Annotated in this window: 14 protein-coding genes; 11 read left to right on the top strand and 3 right to left on the bottom strand. The window is 67.3% G+C overall.

Annotated elements, in window-relative coordinates:
* Nucleotides 1–15: 15 nt before the first annotated feature.
* The 5 genes from C1926_RS15520 to C1926_RS15540 all read left to right on the top strand — a co-directional run bounded on the left by C1926_RS15520 (nucleotide 16) and on the right by C1926_RS15540 (nucleotide 5,121).
* Nucleotides 16–1,800: a MotA/TolQ/ExbB proton channel family protein gene (locus C1926_RS15520; RefSeq protein WP_108759802.1), complete on the top strand. Its 1,785-nt coding sequence runs from the start codon at nucleotides 16–18 to the stop codon at nucleotides 1,798–1,800.
* 10 nt (nucleotides 1,801–1,810) lie between these two features.
* On the top strand, nucleotides 1,811–2,224 hold the full coding sequence (locus C1926_RS15525; RefSeq protein WP_108759803.1) for a biopolymer transporter ExbD: 414 nt from the start codon (nucleotides 1,811–1,813) through the stop codon (nucleotides 2,222–2,224).
* A 39-nt stretch (nucleotides 2,225–2,263) separates the two neighbouring features.
* Nucleotides 2,264–2,929, top strand: a complete 666-nt coding sequence (locus tag C1926_RS15530) for a cell envelope integrity protein TolA (protein WP_108759804.1) — start codon at nucleotides 2,264–2,266, stop codon at nucleotides 2,927–2,929.
* Between the two features lie 40 nt (nucleotides 2,930–2,969).
* Nucleotides 2,970–4,715, top strand: coding sequence for a putative porin (locus C1926_RS15535; protein ID WP_108759805.1), 1,746 nt, complete (start codon nucleotides 2,970–2,972; stop codon nucleotides 4,713–4,715).
* Between the two features lie 76 nt (nucleotides 4,716–4,791).
* The gene (locus C1926_RS15540) at nucleotides 4,792–5,121 is read left to right on the top strand and encodes a hypothetical protein (protein ID WP_108759806.1); all 330 of its coding nucleotides are present in this window, start codon (nucleotides 4,792–4,794) and stop codon (nucleotides 5,119–5,121) included.
* Nucleotides 5,122–5,127: 6 nt separating this feature from the next.
* Here C1926_RS15540 and C1926_RS15545 read toward each other — a convergent pair whose 3' ends face one another.
* Nucleotides 5,128–5,520 carry an OsmC family protein gene (locus C1926_RS15545; RefSeq protein ID WP_108759807.1) on the bottom strand — a complete coding sequence of 131 codons (393 nt, stop codon included), beginning with the start codon at nucleotides 5,518–5,520 and terminating at the stop codon, nucleotides 5,128–5,130.
* Between the two features lie 148 nt (nucleotides 5,521–5,668).
* Here C1926_RS15545 and C1926_RS15550 point away from each other — a divergent pair, with 148 nt between their 5' ends.
* Both C1926_RS15550 and C1926_RS15555 read left to right on the top strand, forming a co-directional pair.
* Complete coding sequence (locus C1926_RS15550; RefSeq protein ID WP_108760729.1) at nucleotides 5,669–6,070, top strand: response regulator; 402 nt, start codon at nucleotides 5,669–5,671, stop codon at nucleotides 6,068–6,070.
* Nucleotides 6,071–6,079: 9 nt separating this feature from the next.
* On the top strand, nucleotides 6,080–7,657 hold the full coding sequence (locus C1926_RS15555) for an HWE histidine kinase domain-containing protein (RefSeq protein WP_108759808.1): 1,578 nt from the start codon (nucleotides 6,080–6,082) through the stop codon (nucleotides 7,655–7,657).
* A 49-nt stretch (nucleotides 7,658–7,706) separates the two neighbouring features.
* On the opposite strand, the gene proP is transcribed toward C1926_RS15555, so the two are convergent.
* The gene (gene proP / locus C1926_RS15560) at nucleotides 7,707–9,194 is read right to left on the bottom strand and encodes a glycine betaine/L-proline transporter ProP (protein ID WP_108759809.1); all 1,488 of its coding nucleotides are present in this window, start codon (nucleotides 9,192–9,194) and stop codon (nucleotides 7,707–7,709) included.
* A 609-nt stretch (nucleotides 9,195–9,803) separates the two neighbouring features.
* Here proP and C1926_RS15565 point away from each other — a divergent pair.
* The 3 genes from C1926_RS15565 to C1926_RS15575 all read left to right on the top strand — a co-directional run bounded on the left by C1926_RS15565 (nucleotide 9,804) and on the right by C1926_RS15575 (nucleotide 12,715).
* The gene (locus tag C1926_RS15565; RefSeq protein ID WP_108759810.1) at nucleotides 9,804–10,220 is read left to right on the top strand and encodes a host attachment family protein; all 417 of its coding nucleotides are present in this window, start codon (nucleotides 9,804–9,806) and stop codon (nucleotides 10,218–10,220) included.
* A gap of 4 nt (nucleotides 10,221–10,224) precedes the next feature.
* Nucleotides 10,225–10,548: a thioredoxin family protein gene (locus C1926_RS15570; RefSeq protein WP_079222057.1), complete on the top strand. Its 324-nt coding sequence runs from the start codon at nucleotides 10,225–10,227 to the stop codon at nucleotides 10,546–10,548.
* Nucleotides 10,549–10,723: 175 nt separating this feature from the next.
* Nucleotides 10,724–12,715, top strand: coding sequence for a DUF4034 domain-containing protein (locus tag C1926_RS15575; protein ID WP_108759811.1), 1,992 nt, complete (start codon nucleotides 10,724–10,726; stop codon nucleotides 12,713–12,715).
* Nucleotides 12,716–12,928: 213 nt separating this feature from the next.
* Here C1926_RS15575 and C1926_RS15580 read toward each other — a convergent pair whose 3' ends face one another.
* Nucleotides 12,929–13,177: a hypothetical protein gene (locus C1926_RS15580; protein WP_108759812.1), complete on the bottom strand. Its 249-nt coding sequence runs from the start codon at nucleotides 13,175–13,177 to the stop codon at nucleotides 12,929–12,931.
* Between the two features lie 639 nt (nucleotides 13,178–13,816).
* Between C1926_RS15580 and C1926_RS15585 the strand changes: the two genes are divergently transcribed.
* Nucleotides 13,817–16,168, top strand: coding sequence for a GH92 family glycosyl hydrolase (locus C1926_RS15585; RefSeq protein WP_108759813.1), 2,352 nt, complete (start codon nucleotides 13,817–13,819; stop codon nucleotides 16,166–16,168).
* The last annotated feature ends 12 nt before the right edge of the window (nucleotides 16,169–16,180 follow it).

Here is a 16,180-nt window from a genome sequence, read left to right on the forward strand (position 1 = left end):
CCGGAGACCTTTCGCATGGACCGTTTGCTTTCGCGTGTGTTGCTGCTGCTGGCCGCGTTCGTCGCGCTGCCTGCCGTGGCGGCCGATACCAACTGGTGGCAGGCCGAATGGAAGTACCGCAAGCCGATCACCGTCGATGCCGGCCCGCAGGGCGCCGGCCTGGCAGGCGACCCCGGCCGTACGCCGCTGCTGCTGCGCCTGCATACAGGCAACTTCGGCTTTGATGGCACCCAGGACGGCGGCGCCGACCTGCGCTTCGTGTCCGGCGACGGCCGCACGGTGCTGTCGCACCAGATCGAGCAGTTCGATGCAAAGGCCGGCCTGGCCCTGGTCTGGGTGGACGTGCCGGCGGTGACCGCCGCTGCCCCGCAGACGATCTGGATGTACTACGGCAACGGCAAGGCCCCGGCCAGCGGCAACGGCCAGCAGGTGTTCGATCCGGACTACACGCTGGTCTACCACTTCGCCGAGGCCAACGCCCCGGCGCGCGACACCACCGCCTACGGCAACAACGCCGGCGCCGTGGTGCCGGCCGCCGAAGGCACGGTGATCGGACGTGGTGTGCAGCTGGGCACGGCACCGCTGCCGCTGCCGGCAAGCGCTTCGCTGGCACAGGAAGCGGGCGCTCCGTTCACCTTCTCCGCGTGGATCAAGCCCGGCGCCCAGGAGGCGGCACAGGCAATCTACGCTCGCCGCGACGGCGCGGGCGAGCTGGTGGTGGGCATCGAGAACCGCGTACCGTTCGTGCAGCTCAATGGCCAGCGCAGCACGCAGGCCCAGCCCATCCCCGAAGGCCAGTGGGCGCATGTGGCAGTGACTGCAGCAAAAGGCGAGGTGCAGCTGTACCTCAACGGCCGCGTGGTGGCCCAGCTGGCGGGTGAGCTGCCGGCACTGGCGACCGCGCCGGTCGTGGGTGCCGATGCACCGGGCAGCGAAACACCGCTGGCCGCGTTCGAGGGTGCGCTGGATGAACTGCGCATCTCGCGGGTGGCGCGCCCGGCAGCGCTGCTGCTGGCCGATGCCACGGCACAGGGCGCCGATTCGCGCCTGGTCAGCTACGGTGCCGATGAACAATCGGCAGGGCAGAGCCACTTCGGCTTCATCCTCAAGGCGATGCCGTTCGACGCCTGGGTGGTGGTGGCCATCCTCGGCCTGATGATGCTGATGTCGTGGGCGATCATGATCGCCAAGGGCCGCCATTTCAGCCGTACCAGCAAGGCCAATGCGGTGTTCACCGCAAGCTTCGGCAAGCTGGCCGGCGCGCCGCTGCGCACGCTGGGCGAGATGGACCGCCAGGGCAAGGCGCCCACCGACATGCACGACGGTTCGCTGTGGCGCATCTACCAGGTGGCCATCGACGAAATGCAGCAGCGCCACCTGCGCGATGGCAACAGCGGCTACCTCAGCGCCGCCACGATCGCCGCCATCCGTGCATCGATGGATGCGGTGATGGTGCGCGAGCAGGAAGGCATGGCCAAGCGCATGAACTGGCTGTCCACCACCATCGAAGGCGCGCCGTACGTGGGCCTGTTCGGCACGGTCATCGGCATCATGCTGGTGTTCGTGGTGGCGGCGATGGCCGGCGCGGTGGACATCAACTCGGTGGCCCCGGGCATGGCCGCAGCGCTGCTGTGTACCGCTGCCGGCCTGGGCGTCGCGATCCCGGCGCTGTTCGGCTACAACTACCTGGGTGCGCGTGCCGAAGCGATCGGCGCGGACATGGCGGTGTTCATCGACGAGTTCGCCGCGCGCCTGGCCGAAGAGCAGGACGGGCGCGGCCCGGCTGCGGTGCAGGGCTGAGGGGCGCGCCATGGGCCAGAAGGCGACGTTCGGCATCAAGAAGCGTGAGAAGGGCATCAACGTGACGCCCTTCGTGGACGTGCTGCTGGTGGTGCTGGTGATCTTCATCCTGACCAGCAACGCCTCCATTCCCGGCATCGAGGTGAACCTGCCGAAGGCGAGCAACAGCATCGCCCTGGAGAAACCGAAGACCAAGGCGATCACCGTCGATCCCAGCGGGCAGGTGTTCCTGGACGCCTACCCGGTGTCGATGGCGGAGCTGGAAGACCGCCTGCGCACGGAGCGCGCGACCACGCCGGATTTCCCGGTGATCGTGCGCGGCGACGCGCAGGTGCAGTACGCCCGCGTGGTCGAAGTGCTGGACCTGCTGCGGCGGCTGGAGCTGGCCCAGGTCGGCCTGGTCACCGGCAAGGCGCAGGGCTGAGGCATGACGGCCCATCAACCACCCCGTCCCGAACCCGGCATGCGCGGCCGCCAGCTGCTGGTGACCGTAGCGCTGGTCATCGCCGCGCTGCTGGTGCTGGGCGTGGCGCTGTGGTGGCTGCTGTTCAAGGACACGGCCAGCACGCGCCGGCCCGTGGTACAGCCGCCGATGCTGGCCCTGCCACCGCCGCCACCTCCACCGCCGCCGCCGCCGGAAAAACCGCCCGAGCCGGAAACTCCGCCGGAAGAGACGATGCCCGAGCCGGAGCCACTGGATACCCCGACGCCTGCGGAGGAACCGACGCCGGCACCGGAGGCGGCCGACCCGGTCACCATGAACGCCGACGCCCAGGCCGGCGGTGACAACTTCGGCATCCAGGCTGGCAGTGGCGGAGGCGCCTCGGGCGTGGGCCGTGGTGGCGCCGGCAATGCGACCTACGGCCGCTATCTCGGCTACCTCATGCAGCAGGCCATTTCCCGCGACGAACGCGTCAAGCGCCTGGCCTTCCAGCTGCAGGTGAATGTCTGGCTGGCCGCCGATGGGCGCCTGGAGAAGGTCGAGCTGGTCCGTGGCAGCGGCAACGAGGAGGCCGACATGGCCGTGCTCGATGCCCTGCGGCAGATCGGCAAGGTCGACCAGGCACCGCCGCCATCCCTTGATTTCCCCGCCCGCGTGCTGGTGCAGGGGCGCCGCCCGGGCGCCTGACCACATGCGTGCCGACCCTTTCTTCTTGACGAGAACCGTGATGAACGACCACCACCGCGCTGGAACCCCATCCCGCCGCCCGCGCACGGCCCGACGTGCGCTGTTGTGCTGCGCCGTGCTGCTGGGCCTTGCAGCCCCCGCTGGTGCGATGGCGGCCGAGACCACCATGGTCAAGCTGATCAAGGGCCTGATCGCCAGTGGTGCCCTCAAGCCCGAGGATGGCCAGGCGCTGCTGGTGCAGGCCGAGGCCGAGGCGGCGGCAGCCGGGCGTGGCGCGGCGGCAGCAACGGCAGGCAGCAGCGGTGGCATCGCCCTGGAGGCCGGTGACGTGCGCGTGCCGTACGTGCCGCAGAGCGTGCGCGATGGCATTCGTGACGAAGTGCGCCAGGACGTGATGGCGCAGGCGAAATCCGAGGGCTGGGCCGCGCCGAACGAAGTGGCTGAGTGGACCAAGCGCATCACGGTCAGTGGTGACATGCGCGTGCGCAGCGAGTCGCGCTTCTATTCCGAGCGCAACAGCGATATCGAGACGAACTGGGCCTCGGTCAACGCTGGCAGTGGTTTCGACACCAACAACAACACCAACCTGCAGCTGCCGCCGCTGCTCAACACGCGTCAGGACCGCCGCAACCTGTGGCGCATCCGCGCAAGGGTGGGCATCGACGCGCAGATCGGCGAACACACCACTGCTGGCGTACGCCTGGCCAGCGGCAGCAGCAATGGCCCGGTTTCGACCACCGAACAGCTCGGCGGCGGCCTCAGCAAGAAGGACGTATGGCTGGACCAGGCGTGGCTGGCCTATGCCCCGGCGGAGTGGATCAGCGTGCGCGGCGGCCGCTTCGGCAACCCGTTCTGGACCAGCGACACGCTGTTCTCCAATGACCTGAACTTCGACGGCCTGGCGGCCAACCTCAACTACGACCTCGCAGATGGGGATGTAGGCCTGTTCGGCAACCTGGCCGTGGTTCCGCTGGAGTACACCTCCGACAGTTCACCGAGCCAGAGCCGGGTCAAGACCCCGAACGAGAACAAGTGGCTGTCGGGCGCGCAGGTGGGCATCAACTGGCGCTTCAACGAAGACAATGCCCTGCGCGCCGCGCTGGGCTACTACGACTTCAAGAACATCAGCGGCCGCCTGTCTTCGCCGTGTGCGCTGTATGCCGGCGCGGTCGGCTGCGATACCGACTGGTCGCGCCCGGCGTTCATGCAGAAGGGCAACACGCTGATGCTGATCCGTGACATCGCGTTGAACCCGCTCGACCCGGCCAACACGCCCACGCCGCAGTACGTGGGCCTGGCCTCGGCATTCCGCCTGGCCACCCTCAACCTGCGATGGGACACCCAGCTGGCCGATGGCATCGGCCTGCGCCTGGATGGCGACTACATCCGCAACCTGGCGTATGACAAGCAGGGCATGTTCGCCCGCGCCAACAACGGCATCGTCAACAACTATGGTGCGGGCGGCAGCGCGAGCATCGCCACCTTCCGCAGCGGTGACACGGCCTGGATGCTGCAGGCGATCGTCGGTGCCACCGATCTGAAGGAGAAGGGGCAGTGGCAGGCGCTGCTGGGCTACAAGCGCATCGAGGCCGATGCGCTGCCTGACGCCTACAACGATCCGAACTTCCACCTGGGTGGCACCAACGCGCGTGGCTACTACGTTGGGGGTGCCTACGCGCTGGATGCGCGCAGCTGGATCAGCGGCAAGTGGCTGGCGGCCAAGGAAGTGTCCGGCCCGCCGCTGTCGATCGATGTATTCCAGCTGGAGTTCAACACCGGCTTCTGACCGCAGGCGATGGCGGCTGCAGGCCGATGCAGCCGTCAAGGGAAAGGGACACCCGATTCGCAGACAGGAGACATGCATGAGCCGCCGCAAACTGTTCGAGAGCCCCGAGGCATCCCCGCACCTGATCGGTGCGGGTCCGGCCTATGTTTCGGTGGAAGGGCTTCGCCAGCACCTGGCCGAATTCCTGCTGTATGCCGGCCGGCCGGTGGTCATCATGCGCGGGCGCAGCGAGGTCGGCTACTTCCTGCCGGCGCGCTGCTGGCGCCAGCGCGAGGACGATCCGCTGGCCGCCGCAGCGGCCAACCAGCTGCTGGATGCGTCCGGCTTCCAGGCCGAGGACATCCAGCAGGCGGAGCAGCAGTTTGCCGCCATGCGCCAGCGTACCGTGCTGCACCGGCGGCGCTAGGCCGCGTTACTGCCCGCGCTCGCTGGTGATGCGGGCACCCTCGCGCATCACCAGGGTCACCGGGGTCTTTTCCACCACCTCCAGCAGCCGCGACCACTGCGCATCGCTCAGTTCCGCGCTGGCGTGCAGCACCCGGTGCACATGCAGGCGACCGCCCGCGTCGCGCTCCGAGCGCAGTTCAGCGTGGAACTCGCCCAGCTCCCAGCCCTTGCGCTGGGCATACATGCGCAGGGTGATGGCCGTACACGAGGCCAGCGAGGCCAGGTACAGGTCGAAGGGGGCGAAGCCGCGGCCCTGGCCGCCCAGCGACGCAGGTTCGTCGGCCTCAACGGAATACGTGCCGTTGCTGACGTGGTGCAGGTAGTTGTCGGCGGTGGAGGTGATGCGTGCGTAGGCCATTGGGGGCACAGGAAAGTGGAGGCCGGGGAATGGTACCGCCGCCGGCCCGGCACCGGTACGTGGCACTGTCGTCACGCGATCTTGTAGGCCGATTGGCCACCCTTTGCCTGTAACAGACGGAGGTACCGCCTGGACAGGAGCGTTGTACGTGTTGGGAGCCGTTGATAACCCGGGCCTGCAAGGGGTGCGTGTGCTGGTGGCGGAAGATGAATTCGCCATTGCCATGTTCCTGGTCGACTATCTGGAACTGAAGGGCGTGCACATCGTCGGCCCCGCCGGCGACCTCGCCGCGCTGAACAGGCTGTTCGACGAGCAGCCTATCGATGTCGCCCTCCTGGATATCAACCTGGGGGGCGAGCAGGTCTACCCGCTGGCGGATCGGCTGGCCGCCGCCGGCATCCCGTTCCTGCTGACCTCCGGCTATGACGACAATGTGCCCAGCCGGTTCGCCGATGCGCCTCGCTGCGCCAAGCCCTACCACATCCAGGCGCTGGCCCAGCAGCTGGAGACCCTTGTGCATGCCCGCCGAGCCACCGCAGGTGGCAGTTGAAGGCGCCGCATGGCTAGTCGGATGGAGCTGAGCGCTCCTGTTGCGACGACGCCGGTGCTGCCGACGTCGCCGCCGCTGCACGCGCTGCGCGGTGGCATGGCTGAACGGATCGCCGGGCACGACTGGTCGGCCACCCCGCTGGGCGACCGTAACGATTGGGCGCCGCACCTGCGGGCGACCGTGGACCTGATGCTGGCCCACGGCTTCCCGATGATCGTGCTGTGGGGCGAAGAACTGGTCCAGCTGTACAACGACGGTTATGCCGAGATCCTGGCCGACAAGCACCCGCACGGCCTGGGCCAGGCGACCCGCATCTGCTGGCCCGAGGTGTGGCACATCAACGGGCCCATCTATGCACGGATATGGCAGGGCGAAACCATCACCTACGAGGACAAGTTGTATCCGCTTGCCCGGCAGGGGGTGCTGGAAGACATCTGGTTCACCATTACCTACAGCCCCATCCGTGATGCGTGCGGGCGCATCGATGGCGTGCTCGTCACGATGTTCGAGACGACCGCCGCGCATGCCGCGCACGCCGCACGCGACGATGAGCAGCGACGCAGGCGGCAGAGTGACGAGCGCTTGTCACTGGCCTTCCAGATGCTTCCGGTGGGGCTGTGCATCGTCGACACCGAAGGCCGGGTGCTGCAGTCCAACGAGCAGATGCGCGCCTACCTGCCCAGCGGCGAGCTGCCGTCGCGGGACAGCGGCAACATGCCGCGTTGGCAGGGCTGGCATGAGGATGGCAGCCTGATCGGCCCGGAAGACTTCGCTGTAGCGCGCGCGCTTCGCGGCGACACGGTCGTGCCGGGGCTGGAATTCCAGTTCACCCACGAGGATGGACAGGTGCGGTGGACACGCATCGCGGCAGCGCCGCTGCGGGATGCGCAGGGCGAAGTCACCGGTGTGTTCGCCATCGCCATCGACATCGATACGCTGAAGCGTGCCACCGAGCGCCAGGCCGTGCTGCTGGCCGAGCTGCAGCACCGGGTGCGCAACATCATGGCGATGATCCACGCCATCGCGTGGCGCACGCAGGAAACCGTAGGCAGCGTCGAGGAGTATGCCGAGCGCTTGTGCGGGCGGTTGATGTCACTGGCCCGCACGCAGGCGCTGCTGACCCGCGCGGACAACGCGGGGGTCTGCCTGCGCGGCATGCTGGACGAGGAAATATCGGTGCAGGTGCACCGTAACGAGCAGTATCTGCTGGATGGCCCTGACGTGCTGCTGCCGCCGAAGGCGGCCGAAGTGCTGTCGCTGGCCGTGCACGAACTGGCGACCAACGCGCTCAAGTACGGGGCCATCCGCAGCGATGGCCGCATCGACGTTTCGTGGTCCGTGCAGGCGCAGGAGGGGAGCAGCCCCTGGCTGGCCCTGCACTGGTGCGAACGGCATTCGCCCGTGGATGGTTGGTCTGCACCGCAGCGACGCGGGCTCGGCTGCTCGCTCATCGAGAAGCGGGTGCCCTACGAGCTGGCCGGCAGCGGGCAGCTGCTGTTCCGTGCCGACGGCGTGGATGCCCACATCCGTTTCCCGCTGCGGGACCGGGACAGCCTGCTGCAGACCGACGCGCCAGCAACGGGCTGACGCGGCATGGGTCGTGTTCACGACCCATGCGCATAGCGGCCCTGTCCTGTCAGGCCGGCCGGGGTGCCTCGCCGTCACCGGCTTCCGGCAGCGGCGGCAGGGTCGGGTCCACGGTCACGGGCCCATCGCTCTTGAGCAGCGCAGCGGCTTCCTTGTCGCTGGCCACGGCCGGCGGTGAACCGCGCAGCGGCATGTTCGCCGTCTCCTTCACGAACATCATGGTGACCAGGCCGACCACCGCCGCAACCATCAGGTAGTAGGCCGGCACCAGCGGGTCACCCGTGCGCTCGACCAGCCAGGCGGTGACCAGCGGCGTGGTGCCGCCGAACAGCGAGACCGACACGTTGAAGGCGATCGACAGCGCGCTGTAGCGCACCGGCGTGTAGAACAGCGCCGGCAGCGTGGAGGGCATCGAGCTGGTGAAGCACACCAGGGCCAGGCCGAGCAGCATCAGGCCGAGGAAGATCAGCCAGTCATTGCCGCTGCCGATCAGCAGCAGGCAGGGCACGGCCAGCACCAGCAGCGCGATGCAGGCGCCGATGATCATCGGCCGGCGGCCCAGCTTGTCGCTGAAAAGCCCGCCAACGATGTTCAACGGCATCATCACCAGCATCACGATGATGATCAGCAGCAGGCCCTTGCTCTCGGCATACCCCATGGTCACGCTCAGGTAGCTGGGCATGTAGGTCAGCAGCATGTAGTCGGTGACGTTGAACACCAGCACCAGGCCCATGCACACCAGCAGCTGGCGACCATGCACGCGGAACAGGTCACCCAGGCCCGGGCGGTCGTGCTCGCGCTTCTCGGCTTCTTCGGCAAAGGCGCGGAAGGCCGGGGTTTCTTCCAGCTTCATGCGCATGTACAGGCCGAGCAGGCCCAGCGGGCCGGCCACCAGGAACGGAATGCGCCAGCCCCAGTCCAGCATGTCCTCGCTGCTCAACAGCATGTGCAGCGCGGTGACAGTGCCTGCACCGGCGATGTAGCCGCCCAGCGTGCCGAACTCCAGCCAGCTGCCCATCAGGCCGCGGTTGCGGTCGGTGGAATATTCGGCGATGAACGTCGCGGCGCCGCCGTACTCGCCGCCGGTGGAGAAGCCCTGCACGACGCGCGCGAGCAGCAGCAGGACCGGCGCCCAGATGCCGATGCGTTCGTAGGAGGGGATCAGGCCGATGGCAAACGTGCCCAGCGCCATCAGGATCATGGTGAACGCCAACACTTTCTGCCGCCCGTAGCGGTCACCCAGCGGGCCGAACACCAGGCCGCCCAGCGGGCGCACCAGGAACGCCACGGTGAAGGTGGCAAAGGCGGCGATGACCTGCGCGGTGGGGTTGCTGGAGGGGAAGAAGACCTGCCCAATGGTCACGGCAAGGTAGCCGTAGACGCCGAAGTCGAACCATTCCATCGCGTTGCCCAGTGCAGCGGCTCCGACGGCGCGCTTGAGCATGGGCTTGTCGACGACGGTGATCTCGTCAACCTTCAGGTGGCGGCGGCGTTTGAACCAGCCGAAATGGGCATGGGCATCGGGGTTGTCCTGCATGGGACGTCCTTTCTGTTCTTGGATTGGAGTGCGGAATAGGCGGTGTGGTGTGTCCCGAGAATCGGAAACGGCGATGCTGGCGCAACTGGCGCAGGGGCATCGGTGCGGGCGGTCCACGCTGGACCAGGACGTACGGGAAAAGACCACGCACGGGAAACTACGCCGTGGATCGGCGAGGGCTGGTGAAGATCGAAGATCCGGGCCAGCCGCGATGGCAGCTGCTGCCAATCAGCACAGGCTGATCAGTTCAGGCGGGCAGGGGGCACATCGGGAGAAGCAGCGAAGAACTACGCCTGAGCGGTGTCATCCACCCGGATCCTGCGCGCGGCGGAGGAATGGCGGGGTGGGAGCGGGTGTGGCAAGCGGTACGCCGGTCGGCCGTGCTTCCCACGTAACAGGCGTGCCTGTCACGTAGTACGTCGTGTCGATCATCCGTTCATGATAACGGTTACGGCGTGAACATGCAGCGAAGCGGTGACGCGCGGACGCAGTGTTCCAGCGTGCCTGTTCATGTGCGAGCCGTGATGACATGCTGTGGACGCAGTGTGGCCGCATCGCTCACAACGCAGCCTTTACGGTGGTGGCGAACCAACGCAACCGGAGCATCGCATGACCCGTCGCATTCCCGAAGGTACCCTTGTCGTCGTCACCGATGGTGGCTCGGCGCGCGTGTTCATCAACGTCGGCACCGATCATCAGCTGACGCTGAAGCAGGAGGGCGAGCTGCGCCTGCAGGACATCAGCGAGCAGGGCGTGTCGGGCCAGGGCCCTTCCGGTGCCGTGCCGAAGGACATGTCCATTTCGCAGCTCAACGAAGCCACGTTCGCCAAGCAGGTGGCCGAACAGTTGAATGAGGATGCGCTGAAGAACCGCTATGCGCACCTGATCCTGGTGGCCGACCCGATCACCCTGGGCCGCATCCGCCCGCTGCTGCACAAGGAAGCGCAGGCGCGCCTGCTGGATGATCTCGCCAAGAACTTCACCAACGCACCGCTGGAAGACATCCAGCGCGCACTGGCGGCGTAACCGCATGCCGTTCATGCGCGACCACCAGGCCGTTGAGCCGGCCCGCAGCGATGTCGATGCGCAGGCGGGTTGGCTGCTGATCGAGTTCGGCGCGCCCTGGTGCGGCCACTGCCAGGCCGCGCAGCCGGCGCTGCAGGCCTTCGTGGACGCGCATGACCTGCCGCACTGGAAAATTGAAGATGGCAAGGGCAAGCCGTTGGGCCGCTCATTCCAGGTGAAGCTGTGGCCCACTGTCGTGCTGCTGCGCGACGGCCAGGAAGTAGCCCGCGTAGTGCGGCCGGTGGACAGCGCGGATCTGTCCACGCTGGTGGCGGCGCTGCCGACGTAGCTTCGGGCGTGCTCGACTGCTGTTGCGTCCGCCTCTCGCTCTGGTAGGCGTCGAGCTTGCGCGACGGAACGGCAAAAGGCGGTCAAGCAAGCTTGACCACTACCAAAGCAAAGCCGAAGCACGACCCCGCCGCAGCGCTATACTCCGCGCGTGCTGTCGCTCTGCTTGAATCCTGATGACCTCTCCGCTTTCCGTTGAATCCCCGCGGCGTCGTGCCGCGCCCGCGATCTGGGATGACCTGCTCGCCCATCGCTTCGAGGCCATCCAGTCCGCCTTGCCTGAACTTCTCGCGCCGCAGGACGCCGATGGCGGTGCGCGCGTGCTCACCCTGCTGGCGCCTCCGCAGGCGCTGCCGATCAACACGTTGTGGCAGGCATTGGCTGCCTGGCAGCAGGCCTCGCCGCAGGCCGACGCGCCGCTGCTGCTGGCAGCGCTGGTCTGGGACCGCATTGCCGTCGATGCGCGTGGCTCGGGCTGGACAGCGTCAGTGGGCGAGGGCGCCTGGTCGAGCGTGCATGCCGCGCAGACCGCGCTGTTCGTGCATGCCATCGCCCTGGCCGATCGTGGACCGCTGTGCTGGCCGCTGCTGCACCAGCTGATGCGCAGCGTGGCGGCCTTCGGCGTTCCCGTGTGGATGAGCGACTGGATGCATGATGGCTTTCATCCCGCCGATGGCGCCGGTCCCTGGCGCGACATGCAGGCGCTGCTGGGTGCGTGGATGGCCGAGTCACCCCGCCTGCCGGCGCTGCCTGCAGCGTTGCCCGCTTCCTGGGCGACCGCCATTCCGCTGCCGCCGGAGCTGGACGAGGACGGCGACCCGATCGAGGGGGTCGGCAGTTCGCCGGAGCCGGCGCTGGCCTGGCTGCAGATGGGCCTGCAGGCCGCCGGCCATGGCCTGCCGTTGCTGGACACCTACGCGCGGCTGCGCACGCCACGTTGGGGTGGCAGCCATGACGAGATCCTGGCGCTGGCCGATGGCCCCTTGGCTGAAGGCCTCGACGCATCGCAGCGCAACCAGCTGCGGATGGTCGCCTGGCTGGACGCCATCGACGTGGACAGCATCGATACCGGCAACCGCGGCGCGGTGCAGCAGGCGTTCGCGCGCGGCATGGAACTGCTGGCGCAGCCGCAGTCGGCACTGGAGCGCACGGGCATCCACCTGCAGCTCGCCGAGCTTGCATCGCGGGTGGACAACACTGATATGGCCGCGGCGCATTACGCGCAGGCGGCCGACCCCAGCGTGCCGCGCGGGTTTGACGACCCCCAGTTGATGCGCATGCTGCACGCGGCCGCCGCCACCGGCATGGGCGAGTGGCTGGCGCCGGTCGTAGCGCGGCAGTGGCGCAACTCAGCCTGGGCGGCGGTGATGCAGGGCGCACTGCGCGACACCGGCTGGTGCGGCGTGACGCCGGATGCAGCACAGGCCGAGGCGGCCTATCGCCATGCGGCGGCGCTGATGGCGGTGCCTGCGCCTGGCGCGGACTGCCCGTTCAACGACGTCTATTACGCCTTCGACGAAACGCAGCAGCACACCGCGCTGCTGCACATGGCGCAGGCCGGTGCCGAGCTGGGCTTCCCGGAAATGCAGGCCGCGCTGGGCTACCACTACTTCGAGCATGTGCCGGCCTACGATCCGGCGCTGGCCATCCAGTGGTACCGCCGCGCAGCGGAGCAGGACAGTGGCCGCGCGCTCTACAACCTCAGCCTGGTCTACGACCGCGGGCTGGAGGAGGGCGGCATTGCGGGCATGGGTGTGGACGAACTGGTGCACCTGTCCAACGCCTGCGAGCTGCGCTGCCTGGAACTGGCGGCGACCGAAGAAGAATGGGGCGAGCGCCTGCAGCGTAGGGTGCGCAGCTGCGTGGCCGGCGTCGGCCATTACCTGCGCACGCAGGAGCCTGCCGAAGGTCGCCTGCCACGCCTGCTGGAGACCCTCGAATTCTGGGGTGGGCAGGCGTGGACCCAGGCCGCCTGGATGCTGGCGCAGTACTACGCCGCGCGCAGCGATCACGACTTCCACCGGGCGGTGTTCTGGGCCGAGCGCGCCTGCGCGCAGCAGCCGGACGATGAGGACGTGCAGGCGCTGCGCACGACCCTGCAGCGGGGCCTGTTCGGCAGCCGGCGCTACCGGCAGGCGCTGGAGCGCGTCAGCGGCGGCCTGCAGTAGAGTCGAGCTTGCTCGACTGCTGTTGTAGAGTCGAGCCATGCTCGACTGCTTTTGTAGTCGAGCCATGCTCGACTGCTTTTGTAGAGTCGAGCCATGCTCGACTGCTTTTGTAGAGCCGAGCCCATGCTCGACTGCTTTTGTAGAGTCGAGCCATGCTCGACTGCGCTCTCAGCCGAGCATGGGCTAGGCTCTACAGAAGGCGCCACCCCGGCCTCAATGCAACGTAATGGGGCCGTGGTGTGCACGCAGTTCACCCAGCAACCGGCGGCCACGCTGGCTGACGGCAATGATGGCCGAGCTGACCTTGTGCACGTTGTAGCCCGGCCGGCCATGCGCCGCCGGGTCCGGCGGTTCGTTCTCGTTGATCATCGTCGCCATGCCTTCGGCGGTGTACAGCGCGTGTTCCAACCGGAAAAACAGCGATTCCACTTCGGGGGTAATGGTGGGTGCTTCAGATGACATGCGATGGCTCCTGCAAGAGTGGGCCACCCGTAGGTGGCGGGCGATACGCGGGTGGAACTTCGGCTGAGCTGTGAGAAAAAGCCGGTGGGCCATGCGGCCGCCGCGCACCGCCCGCCGTAGTCACGGCAAGCAGCTCTCACAACTCATTTCGGGGTTCCACGCCCGGCAGCGGTTACGCCACTGCGCCGCCATCCTGCACTCCGCCATCGCAGCGGATCCAGTTTCTTTTTCATCATCGCGTTGCCTCTTCTGCGGCGCTGCCAAGAGCGCTTTAACGCGCAGCCCTGCAAGTGGTCCGAATGCGTCACTACATGGCGCAATGCACCCAACGGAAAGCACTCTGCTTACCTGCGGGCGCTCAGCCCCAACAGAGCGGAAGGCCGTCGGCACCCGCATTGGCGCCACGAAACAACGCCAAAAACGTCGCAAGCGCGCCAGCACATCAGCAGGCGGTTCTCGTTGTAGAGGTGCAGTGCACCGCTACCGATCCAGTCTGTCCGCCGGGGCAGAGGTGGTGAATACAAAAAGTTGCATATGAAAGCGACACTTTTCGTCGCGTCTCCATCTGTTCAGTTGCAACGCAGCATGTGCAGGCCTTGGCCCGGTGCTACGATCCGGTCACCACCTGAATCGATCCAAATGCCGATGCCCCTGCTGGACCGTCGCCTCCTGATCGCCGTCGCCGCCACCGCCATGCTCGCCTCCGGCGTGGGCACGGCCGCCACGCCGAAGTCCGCCGCCGACAAGGCCTATGCCTCGGTCGACCCCTTCATCGGCACCGGCGGGGAAGGGCATACCTACCCGGGTGCCACTGTGCCCTTCGGCATGGTCCAGCTCAGCCCGGACACGCGCATCCAGCCGCGCGAGAAGGCCTATGGCTGGGCAGCGGGCTACCGCTACGACGACAGCAGCATCGTCGGCTTCTCGCACACGCATTTCTCAGGTACCGGCCATTCCGACCTGGGCGACATCCTGGTGATGCCGTTCACCGGCGAACCGGGCCTGGAGCGCGGTGACCCGGAAAAGCCGCGCAGTGGCTACGCCTCGCGCTTCCGTCATGACGACGAGAAGGCCGAGCCCGGCTACTACGCCGTGACTCTGGACGACTACAAGGTGCGCGCCGAGCTGACCACCAGCGCCCGCGTGGGCGTGCATCGCTATACCTTCCCCAAGGGCACCGACGCGAAGATGCTGCTGGACATGCGCACCAGCATGTACGACTACCCGGGCAAGATCCTGTGGTCGCGGGTGCGCGTGCGCGACGATGGCACCGTGACCGGCTTCCGCGAAACGCGGGGCTGGGCGGCGGGCCGCCAGTTGTACTTCGCCATGCGCTTCTCGCGGCCGCTGGCCAGCCACGAGCTGCACAACACCGAGAAGGACATCGTCTACAAGGGCTTCGCGCCCCCGGGCGAGAAGGACCCGGCGCAGCGGGCGCAGATCGAGGGCCGCCAGCTGGTCGGCACGTTCGACTTCGGCAAGCTGGATGCGCCGCTGATCGTCAAGGTCGCGATCTCGCCGGTCAGCGAGGCCGGTGCGATCGCCAACCTCGATGCGGAGGTGGCCGACTTCAATTTCGACCGCGTGCGCGCACAGGCGAAGCAGGAGTGGACGCAGGCGCTGTCGGTGCTGGACATCGACGCGCCCGAGCATGCACGGCGCAGCGCCTACACCGCGCTGTACCACACCATGCTGGGCCCGACGCTGTTCATGGATGCCGACGGCCAGTACCGTGGCGCCGACAATGCGGTGCACAAGGCCGAGGGCTACACCAACTACTCGACGTTCTCGCTGTGGGATACCTATCGCGCCCTGCATCCCCTGCTGACCCTGGTGCAGCCGGAAAAGCGCAACAGCGATTTCATCAACTCGATGCTGGCCCACCACGACCACAGCCCGTACGGCATGCTTCCGGTGTGGTCGTTCCACGGCCTGGAAGACTGGTGCATGATCGGCTACCACGCCGTGCCGGTGATCGCCGATGCCTACGTGAAGGGCATCCGTGGCTTCGATGCCGACAAGGCGCTGAAGGCGATGGTCGAGACGGCGAACTACGGCCCTTACGATGGCATCGCGCAGTACCGCGAGCTGGGTTACGTACCCATCGATGAGGAAGGCGAGGCGGCCAGCAAGACCCTGGAGTACGCCTTCGACGACTGGACCATCGCGCGCATGGCGCAGGCGATGGGCAAGGCCGACGTGGCCAGCACTTTCGACAAGCGCGCCGGCAACTGGCGCAATGCGTTCGACAAGGACACCGGCTTCATGCGCGCGCGCAAGCGTGACGGCAGCTTCCGCACGCCGTTCGACCCCAGCGCCAGCGGTTACGGCACCGACTACACCGAAGGCAACGCCTGGCAGTATTCCTGGTACGTGCCGCAGGACGTGGCCGGCCTGGCTGCAGCGCATGGTGGCAGCGACAAGCTGCTGGCGCGGCTGGACGAGGTGTTCAACGCCAAGGTCGATCCGTCCATCTTCGAGCACATGGAAGACATCACCGGCCTGATCGGCTGGTATGCGCATGGCAACGAACCCAGCCACCACGTGGCGTACCTGTACTCGTATGCCGGCCAGCCCTGGCGCAGCCAGGCACGCCTGAAGCAGATCATGGACACGCAGTACGCCGATCGCCCCGATGGCCTGGCCGGCAACGATGACGTTGGCCAGATGTCGGCGTGGTACGTGTTCACTGCATTGGGCTTCTACCCGGTGGCACCGGGTTCGGGCGAATACATCCTGGGCCGCCCGTTCCTGCCGAAGACCGCGATGCGCCTGCCGAACGGCAAGACCTTCACCATCGTGGCCAACGGCCTGGACGACAAGCACACCTACGTGGGCAGCGTCAGCCTCAACGGGAAGCCGCTGCAGCGCACCTTCCTGCGCCATGACGAGATCCTGGCCGGTGGCGAGCTGACCTTCACCATGCAGGCCGAGCCGAACAAGGCATGGCCGGGGCAGGGTGCGCAGGCGCCGTATTCGATGAGTCGTTGATGCGGCGCGCTT

Origin of the sequence: Stenotrophomonas sp. ZAC14A_NAIMI4_1 (genome assembly GCF_003086915.1) — a bacterium.
Classification (GTDB): Bacteria; Pseudomonadota; Gammaproteobacteria; order Xanthomonadales; family Xanthomonadaceae; genus Stenotrophomonas.

Bases quoted from the DNA above. Each gene is read 5' to 3' on its own strand.
- C1926_RS15565 (WP_108759810.1), top strand. From the start codon at position 9,804: ATGACCCGTCGCATTCCCGAAGGTACCCTTGTCGTCGTCACCGATGGT.
- C1926_RS15535 (WP_108759805.1), top strand. From the start codon at position 2,970: ATGAACGACCACCACCGCGCTGGAACCCCATCCCGCCGCCCGCGCACG.
- C1926_RS15585 (WP_108759813.1), top strand. From the start codon at position 13,817: ATGCCGATGCCCCTGCTGGACCGTCGCCTCCTGATCGCCGTCGCCGCC.
- C1926_RS15520 (WP_108759802.1), top strand. From the start codon at position 16: ATGGACCGTTTGCTTTCGCGTGTGTTGCTGCTGCTGGCCGCGTTCGTC.
- C1926_RS15540 (WP_108759806.1), top strand. From the start codon at position 4,792: ATGAGCCGCCGCAAACTGTTCGAGAGCCCCGAGGCATCCCCGCACCTG.
- C1926_RS15570 (WP_079222057.1), top strand. From the start codon at position 10,225: ATGCCGTTCATGCGCGACCACCAGGCCGTTGAGCCGGCCCGCAGCGAT.
- proP (WP_108759809.1), bottom strand. From the start codon at position 9,194: ATGCAGGACAACCCCGATGCCCATGCCCATTTCGGCTGGTTCAAACGC.
- C1926_RS15555 (WP_108759808.1), top strand. From the start codon at position 6,080: ATGGCTAGTCGGATGGAGCTGAGCGCTCCTGTTGCGACGACGCCGGTG.
- C1926_RS15525 (WP_108759803.1), top strand. From the start codon at position 1,811: ATGGGCCAGAAGGCGACGTTCGGCATCAAGAAGCGTGAGAAGGGCATC.
- C1926_RS15530 (WP_108759804.1), top strand. From the start codon at position 2,264: ATGCGCGGCCGCCAGCTGCTGGTGACCGTAGCGCTGGTCATCGCCGCG.
- C1926_RS15575 (WP_108759811.1), top strand. From the start codon at position 10,724: ATGACCTCTCCGCTTTCCGTTGAATCCCCGCGGCGTCGTGCCGCGCCC.
- C1926_RS15545 (WP_108759807.1), bottom strand. From the start codon at position 5,520: ATGGCCTACGCACGCATCACCTCCACCGCCGACAACTACCTGCACCAC.
- C1926_RS15580 (WP_108759812.1), bottom strand. From the start codon at position 13,177: ATGTCATCTGAAGCACCCACCATTACCCCCGAAGTGGAATCGCTGTTT.